The organism is Allorhizobium sonneratiae, assembly GCF_023700755.1.
GTDB lineage: Bacteria > Pseudomonadota > Alphaproteobacteria > Rhizobiales > Rhizobiaceae > Allorhizobium > Allorhizobium sonneratiae.
The window spans coordinates 362,834-377,275 of record NZ_JAMKOJ010000003.1 but is presented as its reverse complement, the minus strand read 5'-3'; the positions used below and the strand labels follow the sequence as shown (position 1 = coordinate 377,275).

General features: G+C 56.5%; 15 protein-coding genes and 1 pseudogene. 13 read left to right on the top strand and 3 right to left on the bottom strand.

Annotated elements, in window-relative coordinates; all coding sequences use genetic code 11:
* Window positions 1-125: 125 nt before the first annotated feature.
* Window positions 126-554: a DUF6455 family protein gene (locus NAC44_RS07420; protein ID WP_250939679.1), complete on the top strand. Its 429-nt coding sequence runs from the start codon at window positions 126-128 to the stop codon at window positions 552-554.
* A 35-nt stretch (window positions 555-589) separates the two neighbouring features.
* Here NAC44_RS07420 and NAC44_RS07415 read toward each other — a convergent pair whose 3' ends face one another.
* A complete protein-coding gene (locus NAC44_RS07415; RefSeq protein ID WP_250939677.1) occupies window positions 590-1,021 on the bottom strand; it encodes a CoA-binding protein in 432 nt (143 codons plus the stop codon).
* A 126-nt stretch (window positions 1,022-1,147) separates the two neighbouring features.
* Between NAC44_RS07415 and NAC44_RS07410 the strand changes: the two genes are divergently transcribed.
* From NAC44_RS07410 to NAC44_RS07375, 8 genes and pseudogenes are all read left to right on the top strand, one after another.
* Window positions 1,148-1,450, top strand: a complete 303-nt coding sequence (locus NAC44_RS07410; RefSeq protein WP_250939675.1) for an RING finger protein — start codon at window positions 1,148-1,150, stop codon at window positions 1,448-1,450.
* Window positions 1,451-2,596: 1,146 nt separating this feature from the next.
* Window positions 2,597-3,061, top strand: a complete 465-nt coding sequence (gene rplM / locus NAC44_RS07405) for a 50S ribosomal protein L13 (protein ID WP_250939673.1) — start codon at window positions 2,597-2,599, stop codon at window positions 3,059-3,061.
* 1 nt (window position 3,062) lies between these two features.
* The gene (gene rpsI, locus NAC44_RS07400) at window positions 3,063-3,530 is read left to right on the top strand and encodes a 30S ribosomal protein S9 (protein WP_250939671.1); all 468 of its coding nucleotides are present in this window, start codon (window positions 3,063-3,065) and stop codon (window positions 3,528-3,530) included.
* A 204-nt stretch (window positions 3,531-3,734) separates the two neighbouring features.
* The gene (locus tag NAC44_RS07395; protein WP_250939669.1) at window positions 3,735-4,073 is read left to right on the top strand and encodes an antibiotic biosynthesis monooxygenase family protein; all 339 of its coding nucleotides are present in this window, start codon (window positions 3,735-3,737) and stop codon (window positions 4,071-4,073) included.
* A 46-nt stretch (window positions 4,074-4,119) separates the two neighbouring features.
* Window positions 4,120-4,514, top strand: a pseudogene (locus tag NAC44_RS07390) (arginase family protein); the annotation flags it as partial.
* Between the two features lie 14 nt (window positions 4,515-4,528).
* Window positions 4,529-5,461, top strand: a complete 933-nt coding sequence (argC, locus tag NAC44_RS07385) for an N-acetyl-gamma-glutamyl-phosphate reductase (protein ID WP_250939667.1) — start codon at window positions 4,529-4,531, stop codon at window positions 5,459-5,461.
* Between the two features lie 4 nt (window positions 5,462-5,465).
* The gene (locus tag NAC44_RS07380) at window positions 5,466-6,344 is read left to right on the top strand and encodes an aminoglycoside phosphotransferase family protein (RefSeq protein WP_250939665.1); all 879 of its coding nucleotides are present in this window, start codon (window positions 5,466-5,468) and stop codon (window positions 6,342-6,344) included.
* A gap of 63 nt (window positions 6,345-6,407) precedes the next feature.
* A complete protein-coding gene (locus tag NAC44_RS07375; protein WP_250939663.1) occupies window positions 6,408-7,235 on the top strand; it encodes a DODA-type extradiol aromatic ring-opening family dioxygenase in 828 nt (275 codons plus the stop codon).
* Here the strand turns inward: NAC44_RS07375 and NAC44_RS07370 are convergent, their stop codons facing one another.
* Window positions 7,236-8,336 carry a COX15/CtaA family protein gene (locus NAC44_RS07370; protein ID WP_250939662.1) on the bottom strand — a complete coding sequence of 367 codons (1,101 nt, stop codon included), beginning with the start codon at window positions 8,334-8,336 and terminating at the stop codon, window positions 7,236-7,238.
* Between the two features lie 198 nt (window positions 8,337-8,534).
* On the opposite strand from NAC44_RS07370, the gene NAC44_RS07365 reads away from it, so the two are divergent.
* Entirely contained in the window at window positions 8,535-8,744 is a 210-nt protein-coding gene (locus tag NAC44_RS07365; protein ID WP_250939660.1) for a DUF2842 domain-containing protein, read from the top strand.
* 93 nt (window positions 8,745-8,837) lie between these two features.
* Window positions 8,838-10,031 (top strand): GNAT family N-acetyltransferase, encoded by a 1,194-nt coding sequence (locus NAC44_RS07360; protein ID WP_250939658.1) that lies wholly within the window; start codon window positions 8,838-8,840, stop codon window positions 10,029-10,031.
* Between the two features lie 82 nt (window positions 10,032-10,113).
* Here NAC44_RS07360 and NAC44_RS07355 read toward each other — a convergent pair whose 3' ends face one another.
* Window positions 10,114-12,411: an exopolysaccharide transport family protein gene (locus tag NAC44_RS07355; RefSeq protein ID WP_250939656.1), complete on the bottom strand. Its 2,298-nt coding sequence runs from the start codon at window positions 12,409-12,411 to the stop codon at window positions 10,114-10,116.
* A gap of 227 nt (window positions 12,412-12,638) precedes the next feature.
* Between NAC44_RS07355 and NAC44_RS07350 the strand changes: the two genes are divergently transcribed.
* The gene (locus NAC44_RS07350; protein ID WP_420839905.1) at window positions 12,639-13,157 is read left to right on the top strand and encodes a polysaccharide biosynthesis/export family protein; all 519 of its coding nucleotides are present in this window, start codon (window positions 12,639-12,641) and stop codon (window positions 13,155-13,157) included.
* A complete protein-coding gene (locus NAC44_RS07345) occupies window positions 13,157-14,308 on the top strand; it encodes a glycosyltransferase family 4 protein (protein WP_250939652.1) in 1,152 nt (383 codons plus the stop codon). The genes NAC44_RS07350 and NAC44_RS07345 overlap by 1 nt, the downstream gene beginning before the upstream one ends.
* The last annotated feature ends 134 nt before the right edge of the window (window positions 14,309-14,442 follow it).

Genomic DNA, 14,442 nt, shown 5'->3' with positions numbered 1-14,442 from the left:
CCTCATAATGTTTTGCTCCGGCAGAGCAATGGGACGGCAGCCACACGCTCAAACAACAGGATTGATCAATATCAAGGCGTTCTTCGCATGGTCAGGCATTCTGGACCACAACAGGAGAACCAGCCATGACCCTTACCGTCGATCACACCTTGCGCAGCGTTTTTCATAATCTCATCACATGGGCCTCGACCGGTTGGGAACGGGCTGCCGAAACGGAAGCTCTTGCCAATATGGATGATCAGACGCTGATGAAGCTGGCCGCCGATTGCGGCATTACCCCCGATCAATTGTACGATCTGGCCAAGGCCGGGCCCCATGCCGCCGACGAAATGCCGAAAATGCTGCGAGCGCTGAACATCGATCCGGTCGAAGTGGCCAGTCGTTGCCACATCACCTTCCGGGATATGCAGATCGCCTGCAGTTGCTGCCCGGACAAGGCAACGTGCCGCAAACATCTGGCTGAGCATACGGTCCATGGTCATTTTCTGGAATTTTGTCCGAACGCCGCGCAGATCATCGAACTCAAGGCCCATCCGGACATGCAGCTCGATTGAAACCGGCAGCGGCGGCGATGCTGTAAGCTGAATTCCTACAGAGTGATCAACCTTGGATATTCGATCGCCGGACAACGGTTCATGATCATGGTCAGTCCGGCCGCTTCTGCCTTTTGGGCTGCGGCCGGATCGACGACCCCCAATTGCGCCCAGATAACAGAGGGTGTCGGCCTCATCGCCAGAACCTCATCAACGACCGCCATCAGATGGTCGGAGGCACGGAAGACATCAACCATATCGACAGGCTCGGCAATATCGGCAAGACGGCCATAAACCCGTTCGCCCTGCATGATCTCACCGGCATGACCCGGATTGACCGGTATAACCCGATATCCTGCCGACAGAAGAAACGCCATGACATGATGGCTCGGCCTCATGCTGTTTTGCGAGGCGCCAATCATGGCAATGGTGCGGACCTTCTTGAGGATTTCCCGGACAAGCGCATCCGGATAGACATCAACTGACATGATATTTCTCGAAGCTCATGGCTTGACACAGCCGGTATTGACCTTACTTCCTCCAGACAATTCCATGCAGGCCGAGGCTTGTCCATGCCATCCCTGATAAAAACCGTTCTTGCACTCCTGTTCCTGATGATCGCCGGTCCGACAGCAGGTTTCGCTATCGAACGCTACGAATCAACTCATTACACCTGCTCGGATCTACATCAAATCCTGCAACAGCAAGGCGCTGCCATTCTGCGCTATCCCTCATCCCACGTTCCAGGCCTGCCGCTTTATGACCGTTACGTCCGCGGTGACATGCAATGTGGTTTCAGCAAGACGCTCGAAGAAACCGACATACCGGCAAAAGATACGTCGCATTGTCCTGTTTATCATTGTATCGATGCCGATCCCTATGACGACGGGCCCTTCGCTCCTCCGGGATTTCGCTAGAACTTTTCAGCGTTTAACGGAAACGCTGTTACTCTTTGTTCTGACGCATTTCTGCACGGAAAACCGCTCTGCATCCTTCTCGGGACAATCCTGTGAACCGAAAGGTTTGACTCGAAAGTCGGCAGCACTTCATGTTCCATATTGAGGCAGATCGATCGGCACCCTTGCCAGTCTCAATCCAGAAGACTTATAAGCCGAGAACAAAATATTGTATTTACAATATTTAATTCAATATATCCAAATAAATGAATTTACATTCTCCTGGTATAATGATATCGCTATCAACAATTACCAAACCTCAAGTCCCGATTCTATAGTTTGTGATATATATCACAAGGCACTCTTTAATTGCCCTTATAGTCTTCCTTTGTTCGATCTTGGTTCCCGCATACTTTAGAGAAGGCGAAATAAACAAGCCGCGACCAGGAAAACATGCATAAAAAGAACCCCCTCAAGCCGGCAGATTTTGATAGGCAGCAACAATGCCCGAATAGACAGTGTGCTTCACTGCCAAGTGCTGCTTTTCTGATCTTTGGCGGCGTCAGTGATCAACTGAAAAACAAGTCTTATTCTTGAATTGATACACATTATTATACTATAAAGTTTTAATTTACAATCAATATCATCATCCAGGCTGCCCATTCTGCCTGCATCCCCCCCATTCCACACCGAATGAACAGCAGGCTACTGCAGCATCTGAGTGAAAAGGTAAACCGGGTTTTCACCATCACGAGGAGTCAAAAGAGGAATCCAGAGCATTGTCCCGAGAAAACTGCGCAGTGGTTTCCGCTCCAACGCCCGCCCCGCAGTCAAACCATGGACGGTCGAGGGACTCGATTTGACGTCATCAAACCGGCATCCTGGCCGCGCTGAGCGGTTGACAAAACGCAGCTAGAACACCGGACAACTCAATAAATAATACGGTAAAATAATACCACATAATCAAGGCATTGTTTTCACTTATTTTTTCTCGACACCCATCTTCACGACATCTCTTGACCGCAAGATCGACCCTCCGTATAAGACCGCCACATTGCAGGCTTTCTATCCTGCATCATCTTTTGCGGCACCTGTGACCGCAAACAAGCAACAAGAAACGCCCTGGGCGGCCAGCCGCTTTCAGGGTCCAGAAGAAAGTGAAAACGAATGTCTACCTTCGTTCAGAAGCCCGCCGAGGTGGAGAAGAAGTGGGTCCTCATCGATGCCGAAGGCCTCGTTGTCGGTCGCCTCGCCACCCTGATCGCCATGCGCCTGCGCGGCAAGCACAAGGCAACCTACACACCGCACGTCGATGATGGTGACAATGTCATCGTTATCAATGCCGACAAGGTTGTCTTCACCGGCAAGAAATTCCACGACAAGAAATATTACTGGCACACCGGCTATCCGGGCGGCATCAAGGAGCGCACTGCGCGCGCCATTCTCGAAGGCCGTTTCCCTGAGCGCGTCCTCGAAAAGGCCGTTGAGCGCATGGTTCCGCGCGGCCCGCTCGGTCGTCGCCAGATGAAGAACCTGCGCGTTTACGCCGGTTCCAACCACCCCCATGAAGCCCAGCAGCCGGTCGCTCTCGACGTGGCCAAGCTGAACAGCAAGAATGTAAGGAGCGCCTGATATGGCTGACCTCTCTTCCCTGAAGGATCTGGGCACCGCCACCCAGGCTGCTGCTCCTTCGCATGAACGCAAGGTCGACAGCCTCGGCCGCTCCTACGCCACCGGCAAGCGCAAAAACGCCGTTGCCCGCGTCTGGGTCAAGCCGGGCTCTGGCAAGATCATTGTGAATGGCAAGGAATACAACGCGTATTTCGCCCGTCCGGTCCTGCAGATGATCCTGCAGCAGCCGATCGTGGCGGCTGCACGTTCCGGCCAGTTCGACATTATCGCCACCGTTCACGGCGGCGGTCTGTCCGGTCAGGCCGGTGCTGTGCGTCACGGCATTTCCAAGGCGCTGACCTATTTCGAGCCGGGCCTGCGCTCGGTTCTGAAGAAGGGCGGCTTCCTCACCCGCGACAGCCGCGTGGTCGAGCGCAAGAAGTACGGCAAGGCAAAGGCCCGCCGGTCCTTCCAGTTCTCCAAGCGCTAATCGCGCTCTGGGACCAGTTCTCCAAGCGCTATTCACGCTCTGGGGCCAATTTTCCAAGCGCCAATCGCGCTTTGGGCTGCACTTTACAAAAGCGGGGCTTCGGCTCCGCTTTTTTCTTGTCAGGTTTCATCAAAAAAATAGATTTGAACACTCACGGCATCTGCTTCAAAAATCCGTCAGACTGTTTGCCCGATCGGATTGTTCATGTCCCAGCCTTTCGCCGACCTGCCCGTCCCACCCTATTTCGTCGTGTGCTTTTCGTCGCAACGCAGCGAAAAGGATGACGGCTATGGCGACATGGCCCTGGAGATGGAACGACTTGCCCGCCAGCAACCCGGCTTTCTCGGCGTCGAAAGCGTCCGCGGCGATGACGGCTTTGGCATCACCAATTCCTATTGGCGGGATGAACAGAGCATTCGCGACTGGAAAAACGTGACGGACCATCTGGCTGCCCAGACAAAAGGCCGTGCAGACTGGTATCGATATTATCATGTCCGTATTGCGCGGGTTGAACGCGCCTACAGTTTCAAGATGGAAATATGACGTGGTAGACAAATCCGTCGCTGACGTTGACACGATCGTCTGAAACATTCCCTTGGATGCCGCCACCTCAAACCGTCCCGGTGCGCACTTCAGGCCGCAGGTAATCCGCCGCGCCTCGGCGATGTTCGCCAATGATCCGCAATATCCCTTTCAACGCGCTCTTTTCGAGACGATGGCGGTGATTGATTACGGCTCGTGCACCGGCGCGCCATCCAGCGTAAAAATTCTTTGGTTCTGCACAAGCGTCATCCGCTCGACATAAAAGGTGGCGATGTTGCCGAAGTGGCGCCCGCCTATGATCATGCCGACATCACCGCCATTGCAGGCGCGACCGTCGCCATGTATATGCTGGGCCTGAGAGCCCAACGGCAAGACGCCAGCTTTGAGAAAAAGAATCAAGCTGTTGGCAAAGTGAATCCGCAAACACCCACACTCCCTTGATATGTGAGGATAAAATGACAGCGAAAATCTTCATCGACGGCGAACACGGCACCACCGGCCTGCAAATCCGCAGCCGTCTGGCCGAGCGCCGCGACGTCGAAATGCTGTCGATTCCGGAAGCCGAGCGCCGCAATGCCGCATTGCGCGAGGACATGCTGAACAGCGCCGACATCGCCATTCTCTGCCTGCCGGACGAAGCCTCGAAAGAGGCCGTCGCCATGGTCTCCGGCAACAACACTGTGCGGATCATCGACACCTCCACCGCTTTCCGGGTCGCGCCAGACTGGGCATATGGCTTTGCCGAAATGGACAGGGATCAGGCGGAGAAAATCCGCTCCGCCCGCTGCGTCGCCAATCCCGGCTGCTATCCGACCGGCGCGATCGGTCTTATCCGTCCTTTGCGCATGGCAGGTCTTCTGCCTGCCGATTATCCGGTCACGGTCAATGCCGTCTCCGGTTACACCGGCGGCGGCAAGCAGTTGATCGCCCAGATGGAAGATGAGAACCATCCCGAGCATCTGACCGTGAACAATTATGTCTATGGTCTGACGCTCAAGCACAAGCATGTGCCGGAAATGAAAATTCATGGCCAGCTTGCCCGCGCGCCGCTGTTTTCCCCTTCGGTCGGGCGTTTTGCGCAGGGCATGATCGTGCAGGTGCCGCTTTACCTCGACGAAATGGCCGAAGGCACAAGCGTCGAAAGCATTCATTCGACGCTGACGGCGCATTATGCCGGTCAGGACATCGTCACCGTCGTGCCGCTGGAAGAGACGGTCGGGCTTGCCCGCGTCGATGCCGAAGAGCTGGTCGGTCAGGACCGTATGAAGATTTTCGTCTTCGGCAATGCCGGCAACGGCCATGTCAATCTGGTCGCGCTCCTCGACAATCTCGGCAAGGGCGCTTCCGGGGCTGCGGTGCAGAACATGAACCTGATGCTGTCTGCGTGATAGGGTGAGCGATAGCGCGAAAGCCTCCGGCCTGCCTCTGGATCTGGTCCGGCACTGGGGGCTTTCCGATATTGTCCTGATTGCCGACACGCGAACCAGCCTTGTCTATCGCGCAGGCCACAATGGCAAATCCGTCATCGTGAAAGCTTTAAAACCGGAAGGCATCGGTGAGCGTTCCGGATTTGAGTTTCTGCGCTGGCGCAATGGCAAGGGCGCGGTCCGAATCATCGAACAATCCGGCGACATTGTCCTTTTGGAAGATGCCGGGACACTGCTTTTGCGCGATTATCACGGTCAGGCTGGTGACAAAGAGGCAACAAAAATCGTCGTCGACGTTTTGGCTCGCCTGCATATACCCTCTGCATCGCCTCTGCCTCCGGGACTGATACCGCTTCATGTGCATTTCCGAGAACTGTTCTCTCTTGATACGATGCAGCTTGCTCTCGATCTGAGAGACATTCTCGTATGGTGTACCGACATTGCTCGCGAGCTTCTGGCGCATCAGGACGATATCAAGCCGCTGCATGGCGATCTCCACCATGACAATATCATCGGACATCAACAAGGCGGCTGGCGGTCGATCGATCCTCATGGCCTGATCGGCGATCCTGCCTATGACTGCGCCAATATCTTCGGCAATCCGCTCAATGCCGCACGTCTTGTGCTGGACCAGCAGCGCGCCATCGACCTCAGCCGGTGTTTTGCGACGGCTCTGAAATGCAGTCCGCAAAAGATCCTGCGCTACGCCGCAGCCCATGCCGGATTGTCTTGCGCCTGGATACTCGGACGTCCGCTTACACCGTCCGGTCACACCAATCTTGAGGAAAGGCTGGGCTTTGCCCGCCTTGCCCGGTTTATACTTCTTGAACAGTTTGTCGACTGAACGCGGTCTCGTGCGGCTTGCATCCGCCGGTTATCATCGCTCCAAACTTCCAAGGAGCGCAGTATGACCCGCACCCGTCTTCCCGTGTATTTCATCCCGCATGGCGGCGGTCCCTGGCCATTCATGGAGTTTCCCAAAGATGAAAAAGGTCGTGGGCCATGGGACGATCTGGAAGCGTTTTTGCGCGGCCTGCCGCAGGATGTGGGAACCACACCGAAGGCGGTTCTGATCGTTTCCGGCCATTGGGAAACCCCGCCAGTGCCGACGGTGAGCACGTCTGCCGCGCCGGACATGCTGTTCGATTATTACAATTTTCCCCCACATACCTATGAGTTGCGCTACCCCGCCAAGGGCGATCCCGCACTCGCTGGCCATATCCGTGAGGTGCTCGGCAAGGCGGGCATCGCCTCGGCCGAAGACGACAAGCGCGGTTTCGACCATGGCGTGTTCATTCCACTGATGCTGATCTATCCGGAAGCCGATGTGCCGGTGGTCATGCTGTCGATGCGCAACACGCTGGATGCGGAGAGTCACATCGCGCTTGGCCAGGCGCTGGAAGAGTTGCGTTCGCAGAATATCCTGATCGTCGCTTCAGGTATGAGCTATCACAATATGCGTATGTTCCGCGCCCGTGATGCCGCCCATGAAGCGGCAGCGAAACGTTTTGACGATTGGCTGACCGATGCGGTGGAGCAGGACGATCCCGAGCAGCGCGCAGCGATCCTGTCAAGCTGGACGGAAAATCCCGATGCTCTTGCCTGCCATGTGCCCGATCACGACCATCTCGTGCCGCTTTTCGTGGCCGCAGGCGCGGCAGGCGCTGACAAAGGCAAGCGGGTTTTCAACGGCATCATCGCCGGGAAAGCCTATTCCGGCTATCGCTTCGGCTGATCAGGATCGTGATTGCTCCTGCGGTTCTGGCGGATAAGGTCCGACCAAGAGCCGCAGATGCGCCACGGCAAAGCCGAGAACGATCAGTGCGCCTGCCTGATGGGTGAGCGCGACATGGAAGGGCACATCCCAGATCAGCGTGAGAATGCCGAGCGTGGCCTGCGCACAGATCAGCAGGAACAGAATCAGGCTGCGGCGCGTGGCCCGCGCATTCGGTGCTGAGGAAAGCGACATCATCATATTGAGGAAGGCAACCGTCAACAAAAGATAAGCGCCGCAGCGGTGGACGAATTGCACGGTTTTGACATTCTCGAACAGGTTGATCCACCAGGGATGCTGAATGAAGAGATCGCCCGGAATGAAGGCGCCATCCATCAGCGGCCAGGTATTATAGGCATATCCGGCGCGCAGGCCCGCCACCAGCGCCCCAAGATAGATCTGGAACAGCACCAGAGCGAAGAGCGCAATGGCAAAGCCTTTGGCCGAACGAGCCGGTGCAGCGCTTTTTCGCGCTGGCATCAGCCCATGCATCACCCAGATCGAAGCGGAATAGATCAGGCAGGCCATGACCAGATGGATCGCCAGCCGATACTGGCTGACCTCGGTGCGCTGTGTCAGCCCTGAAGACACCATCCACCAGCCGATAAAGCCCTGCAGGCCGCCCAGCGCCAGAATGCCGAGCAGGCGAAAGCGCAACTGCTTTTCGATACGGCCCGTCAACCAGAAGAACAGCAGCGGCAGCGCAAAAATCATGCCGATGCTGCGGGCCAAAAAGCGATGTGACCATTCCCACCAGTAAATACCCTTGAACTGATCCAGCGTCATGCCCTTGTTCATCAGCTCATATTGGGGGATCTTCTGATAAAGGCTGAACTCCTCCTGCCATTCCTTGAGATTGAGCGGCGGAATGACGCCATGGATCGGCTGCCATTCGGTGATCGACAGGCCGGAATTGGTCAGCCGCGTCGCGCCCCCTACCAGAACAAGAGCGAAAATGGCCAGAACCACAATGCCGAGCCAGATGCGGATCGCACGGCGGTTTTTCTCCTGCTGTTCGGAAGCAGAGGTGGACGCGGCGGGAGACGAGGTCGCAATTGTCATTGATCAATCCTTTATCTTGACCCATGATTTGCATCAGCTCACACTGCAAAACAAGAGGAGCATGTTTGCGACATCGCGTCGCGTCTCGTTCTGCCGAGCGTGGTTTCAGGCTTTTCTTTCAGGTTTTTCCGGTGCAAAGCGGATATGGGGACTGTCCGTTCAAGCGCGATGACATGTTTTTGAGGGGGAGGACACATCATGCCGGTCAGACTGCGCAAATTCATCGGGACGATCCTGATGATCCTTCTGGTGACCATCTATGCCATCATGGCCACCACGATTGCCACGCTGGCACTCAATCAGGCGCCCTGGTGGATCCATCTGATGTATTTCCTGCTGTCCGGCCTTGTGTGGATTTTACCTGCCATGCTGATCATCAAATGGATGGCAGGGCCGGTGCGACGCTGAAAACATCCGATGTCCTGGCGGATGCTAACCGGTTTTTAGCGCCTGTCAGCGCATGATCGGACAAAACAGTGAGCCGGGAGCCTTGATGTCCGCATGGACCATTCGCCTTCAGATGTCCTGACCATTGAGCGCCATGACAGCATGGGACCTTTGGAAAGCGAATGGCGACAGCTGGAACAAGATCGGCTTTCCTCCCTGCATCAAAGCTATGACTGGTGCCGGGCCTGGGTGGAAACTCATGAAAGCTCGCTCGCCATCCTGATCGTCCGGCACAGAGGCCGCGCCGTTCTGTTGCTGCCGCTGGAAATCCGCAGGCGCGCCTTTTTCAAGGTTGCGCAGTTTATCGGCGCACGCTTCACCAACATCAATACCGGCCTGATCGACCCCGACTTTCGCAGCCAACTCACCGAAAACACCCGTCTTGTACTTCGCCATCTGATCGTCGGGGCGCTGAAAGGCCATGCCGATCTGGTGCATCTGGGCAATGTTCCGTTCAACTGGCGGGGAGAACCGCATCCGCTGAGCGGCATGAAGGGCGCGGTGGAGCACCATAACCACAGTTTCCAACTGCCGCTTCTTTCCGATTTTGCCGCAACGCTGTCGCAGGTCAATGCCAAACGGCGACGGAAGAAATTTCGCAACCAGCACGCAAGACTGATGGCGACTGGCGGTTATGAACATATCTCGGCCAGCCATGCCGAAGAAGGGCATGATCTGCTCAATCTGTTCTTTGCGCAAAAGGCGGTCCGCTTTGAAAAACTCGGTCTGCCGGACGTGTTTCGCGACAAGGCGACGCAAGCCTTCTTTCACCGGCTGATCGATCTCGGCCCTGCCGGCCCTGACAGGCCACTTCAGCTTCATGGCCTAAGGCTGAAAGGAGAGCATGAGGGACGGATCGCCGCCATTGCCGGTCTTTCCATCAAGGGGGACCATGTCATCTGCCAGTTCGGCTCGATCGACGAGACCCTTGCCGCCGATGCCAGCCCCGGCGAATTGCTGTTCTGGCTGATGATCGAAAAAAGCTGCGCCGAAGGCAGGGCGCTTTTTGATTTCGGCTTGGGCGATCAGCTTTACAAACGCAGCTGGTGCCCCGTGGAAACCGTGCAGCATGATCTTTTCCTGCCCATGAACGGAATTGGCCGCTGCGCTGCCCTCGCCTTTAGCGCCTCCCTTCAGGCAAGGGCCGCAATCAAGCGCAATCCGGTGCTTTACCGTGTGCTGCAACGGATCAGGGCATGGCGCACACAGGACGGCCAGCGTAACGGCAGCCTCCCGGACGGCGATTGAAGACGAAACTTATTCAGCAACCATCACGCGCTACAGCGAACCTTCGTATGCCAGATATGGCGCATGACGCCGCAATAAACATTCACGCCACATCACGATGGCCTGCGCCATCCTCGCTGATCGGCGCTTGTGTCATCAACACCAGATCGTCATGGCCAAGCACCTTGAACGCCTCCATGATCTGCTCCAGTGTCCGGCGCACAGGCTTTGGCGCTGCGAGAATGATCTCTTCATCACCGTTGCGGCACAGGCTGACGACATTGTCCGGGCTGGTCGGGCCGCATTCGATCAGCACCAGATCGTAAGCTTCGACCAAGGCATCGATCACCATGGCCAGCCGGTCAAGGCCGTGCATGGCGGTGCGGATATCGGCGCGGCCCTGCGGCATGATATGGGCAAGCGAGCCGCGATCGGCATGGATTGCTTCGCCAAAAGCCGCGTCACCAGTCAAGAGATCGGTCACACCGGGCAGGTTCGGCTGCACCGCCATCAGGCCGGTCGGAATGGCCGAGCCGGTCATGTCAACCAGAATAGCCGACCCCCCGTCTTTGACCCGCTGACGCACGAGTTCCACAGCCATGGCCGAGCCATCATGTCCTTGAGGGGACAAGCATAGCGCACGCCTGATCCGATTGCGGCGCAGATAGCGGGCAATCGACGCCACTGAAAACGACTGATCCGCATCGAGATCCGGCTCATCCTCTTCCACCTGTCTTTCCGTCGAGGCTTCAGAACGCGTGTCAACATTCTCTAAGATCGCATGATCGTGATCAGGCTCATGATCGGTGGTAAGCGCGGCCTTACTATCGAGTTGCGGTTCAAGCTCCGCCATTTCTGCCGCTTGTTGCCTGCGCCGTTCATAAACGGAAAGGGTGGATGGGCCAGCGCCCATCTCGGCAGCGCCGACATCATCATCCCCCTTTACCTCGAACCGATCCGTCGGCTTGTGTGGATCCGTCTCCGGCTCAAGCGGCCCGGCAGGCTTCAGGGCGCGGCCTGAAAACAGGGCCGACAACATGACGATAATCATCGACAGAACCAAGGTCGCCACAGCAGCAACAATGGTGATCGGCAGAATTTTCGGAAAAAACGGTTGTCCCGGTTCAACCGCACGGGAAATCACCCGCGCATCGGCCGGTGTGGCATTGCTGCTCAAACGGCTGCTCGCCTCACGATAACGGGCCAGATAGGTTTCCAGCAATTGCCGCTGGGCGGCGGCATCCCGTTGAAGAGCGTTGAGGCCAACCTCCTGCTCTCCGGCTTCGGCGCTTTGCGCCTTGAGCCGCTTTAACTGCGCATCGAGATCGCGTTCGCGCATCCGTGCGACAGCAGCGTCATTTTCCAGGCTGGCCACGGCCTTGCGGCTTTCGCTGGCGATCTGGCTGCGCAGACTGGCGAGCTGGGCCTTGAGAGCACGAATGCGTGGATGACCGTCCAGCAACGTCACCGACAGATCGGAAATCTGCGCCTGAACCGCCGCCTCACTGTTTTTCAACTGCTGAATGGCCGGTGAACCCATGACAATATCAAGGTCGTCGGTCGGGCGACCCGAGCGGATGGCCGCCTCGGCATTCTGGGCTTTTGCCTCGGCAGCGATGCGTTCGGTGCGCGCCGTCGCCAGCGCCGTGGCCATATCGTTTAGCTGGCGGGTGGCCAGCACCGCGCCGTCTCCGGTCGGCAGAAGATCGGTCTTCTTGCGATAATCGGCCACTTTCTGCTCTGCTGCCATCACTTTCTGGCTCAGCGTGGCAATTTCCGGCTCCAGCCAGCGGGCTGCCTCTTCATTGCTGTCGAGCTTGGCGCCGCTCTGGATGGCGAGATAGACCTTGACCATGTCATTGGGAATGGCGGCGGCCAGTTTCGGGTCCTTGGAAGAAAACTGGATGCCGATCACCCGTGAACTGGCGACCTGATAGACCTCCAGCTTGTCGAGGAAGGTCTTCACCACCCGGTCCTCCGGCGAGATTTCCAGAGGATCGCGCTTCAGATGCAGAAACACCATCAGCGTATTGAGCGCAGACGGGTCCTTGTCCGGATCGAACTCCTTCAGATCATAGAGTTTCAGATCCTTTGCCACCTGACGAATGAGATCGGCAGAGCGAAAAAGCTGCACCTGGCTTGCAATATTGAGCTCATCGAGAACCGGCTGGGAATCGGCAGATTTGGCATTTTCCGCATCGTAATTGGGCGCACGTGGCTCAATCAGCACAGTCGCTTCGGCCCGATAGGTTGGCTTGATGACATTGGCTGCGGCAAATGCCAGCCCCGTCACCAGCAGAGTTGCAAATGCAATCCTGCCCTTCGCGGCCCAGATGGCGCGGAAGAGTTCAGCGATATCGATGTCCGCATCCTGGTGGGATGCGTATGGCTGACGGGACATGCCATGGCTCCTGTTTATGGAGCACCAAAGTAAATCGACATGGTAACTCAACCGTTAACCAAAAAAACCACAGGAATTAAGATGATAATTTACCAGAGATTAACCATAATGCCGGATAAGCTTCCAAGGTTCATGGTCCTCTTTCGGAAATTTGGCCTTCTGGAGTTCTGCGCGGCATGGTCATTGTAAAACGGTTGACGCTGATTTTTGCCGTCATCGCGCTTGCGATGATCTCGGCCTGCACGTCGTATCAGCCGGCGCCGCAGGTTCTTGAGAAGGCGACAATCCAACCCTATCGGCTCGACAGTGGCGACCGGCTGCGGATTACCGTGTTCGATCAGCCCGGCCTGACCAACAGTTATACGGTCGATCAGGCTGGCTATATCGCATTTCCGTTGATCGGTCAGGTGGCTGCACGCGGCGAGACACTGACGCAGCTGGAAAAAGCCATCGCGATCAAACTGCGCAAGGGCTATCTGCGCGATCCTGATGTCAGCATCGAAGTCGATCGCTATCGCTCGATCTTCGTCATGGGCGAAGTCGGTCAGCCGGGCCAGTATTCCTATGTTCCGGGTATGACCGTGCTCAACGCTGTCGCCGTTGCCGGCGGCTTCACCAGCCGCGCCAACGAGCGTCAGGTGGTGGTGACCCGCAAGGTCAATGGCTCGATCGTCACCGGTTCCGTACCGGTCACCGATCCTGTTTTGGCCGGCGATACGCTTTATGTCCGTGAACGGCTGTTCTGATGCACGGTCGCCGATCTTTGCGCATTGTGCACTGTTTCCGCTCACCTGTCGGCGGTATTTTCCGCCATGTCCGCGATCTGGTGGAAGAGCAGAACCGCGATGGACATGCTGTCGGCATCGTCTGTGACAATCTGACCGGTGGTCCACTTGAGGAAAGCCTGCTTGAGCAGGTGAAGCCGCATCTGAAGTTGGGGCTCTTACGCCTGCCGATCCGGCGCTCCATCGGTCTTAATGATATTCATGTGGGGATGCAGTTTTATCGCCACGTCAAACCTTTGCAACCGGATATTCTGCACGGTCATGGCGCCAAGGGGGGCGCTCTGGCTCGTATTGCCGGTTCACTGCTGCGGGTGAAAGGGTATCGCGTTGCCCGCTTTTATTCCCCCCATGGCGGCAGCCTGCATTACAAGCCGGGCAGGCTTTCAGGCAAAGCCGTTCTGACCATCGAGCGGCTGCTGGAACGCCACGGAGACGGATTGATCTTCGTCTGCAATTTTGAGGCCGAGACCTATCGGCGCAAGATAGGTGCGCCCCGATGCGCAACACGTGTGGTCTATAACGGCCTTCGCAGTGATGATTTCACGACCGTCGAACCCGCCTCCTCCGATGCATCAGCCTTCGTCTATATCGGCATGCTGCGCGATCTCAAAGGACCGGACCTGTTCATCGACGCCTTTCAGCTGAGTGAGCGCTTGCTCGGCCGCCCGCTCAAAGGAACCATCATCGGTGACGGGCCCGACCGCGACAGATATGAAAACACAATCACGAAACGCGGCCTTGGTCTGAGGCTCAGGCTCCTGCCCGCCATGCCGGTACGGCAGGCTTTTGCCCATGGGGATATCATCGTGATGCCCTCACGGGCAGAAGCCCTGCCCTATCTGCTGCTGGAGGCCATTGCGGCCGGCAAATCCGTTATAGCCAGCCGTGTCGGCGGTATTCCGGAAGTGTTGGGCGAAGGCAGCAAGGCGATTGTTCCACCCAATGCACCGGAAGACCTGGCCCGCACAATGGTCAATGCACTGCAGCAACCAGACTGGAAAGCCACCACTATGCCGGAGCTTACCCCTTTCCGTCAGCGTTTTTCTGCAACGACCATGGCTTCAGACGTTCTTGACTTTTATTGGGACTCTCTACAGACTCAAAATCGATAAGCAGAAAAACAAAACAAAAGCAATAAATTAAAATATTACAGAACATCACGAACGAATCGCCTCCCCGAAATTTCAGGGCTTTCTCTTATATTTATAAGCGATTTTTAGCAGATTTGCGCTAAAGCAATACCATA

What these genes read in the sequence shown, in the direction of transcription:
- NAC44_RS07420 (WP_250939679.1), top strand. Translation starts at nt 126, where the DNA reads ATGACCCTTACCGTCGATCACACCTTGCGCAGCGTTTTTCATAATCTC.
- NAC44_RS07415 (WP_250939677.1), bottom strand. Translation starts at nt 1,021, where the DNA reads ATGTCAGTTGATGTCTATCCGGATGCGCTTGTCCGGGAAATCCTCAAG.
- NAC44_RS07410 (WP_250939675.1), top strand. Translation starts at nt 1,148, where the DNA reads ATGATCGCCGGTCCGACAGCAGGTTTCGCTATCGAACGCTACGAATCA.
- rplM (WP_250939673.1), top strand. Translation starts at nt 2,597, where the DNA reads ATGTCTACCTTCGTTCAGAAGCCCGCCGAGGTGGAGAAGAAGTGGGTC.
- rpsI (WP_250939671.1), top strand. Translation starts at nt 3,063, where the DNA reads ATGGCTGACCTCTCTTCCCTGAAGGATCTGGGCACCGCCACCCAGGCT.
- NAC44_RS07395 (WP_250939669.1), top strand. Translation starts at nt 3,735, where the DNA reads ATGTCCCAGCCTTTCGCCGACCTGCCCGTCCCACCCTATTTCGTCGTG.
- argC (WP_250939667.1), top strand. Translation starts at nt 4,529, where the DNA reads ATGACAGCGAAAATCTTCATCGACGGCGAACACGGCACCACCGGCCTG.
- NAC44_RS07375 (WP_250939663.1), top strand. Translation starts at nt 6,408, where the DNA reads ATGACCCGCACCCGTCTTCCCGTGTATTTCATCCCGCATGGCGGCGGT.
- NAC44_RS07370 (WP_250939662.1), bottom strand. Translation starts at nt 8,336, where the DNA reads ATGACAATTGCGACCTCGTCTCCCGCCGCGTCCACCTCTGCTTCCGAA.
- NAC44_RS07365 (WP_250939660.1), top strand. Translation starts at nt 8,535, where the DNA reads ATGCCGGTCAGACTGCGCAAATTCATCGGGACGATCCTGATGATCCTT.
- NAC44_RS07360 (WP_250939658.1), top strand. Translation starts at nt 8,838, where the DNA reads ATGGACCATTCGCCTTCAGATGTCCTGACCATTGAGCGCCATGACAGC.
- NAC44_RS07355 (WP_250939656.1), bottom strand. Translation starts at nt 12,411, where the DNA reads ATGTCCCGTCAGCCATACGCATCCCACCAGGATGCGGACATCGATATC.
- NAC44_RS07350 (WP_420839905.1), top strand. Translation starts at nt 12,639, where the DNA reads ATGATCTCGGCCTGCACGTCGTATCAGCCGGCGCCGCAGGTTCTTGAG.
- NAC44_RS07345 (WP_250939652.1), top strand. Translation starts at nt 13,157, where the DNA reads ATGCACGGTCGCCGATCTTTGCGCATTGTGCACTGTTTCCGCTCACCT.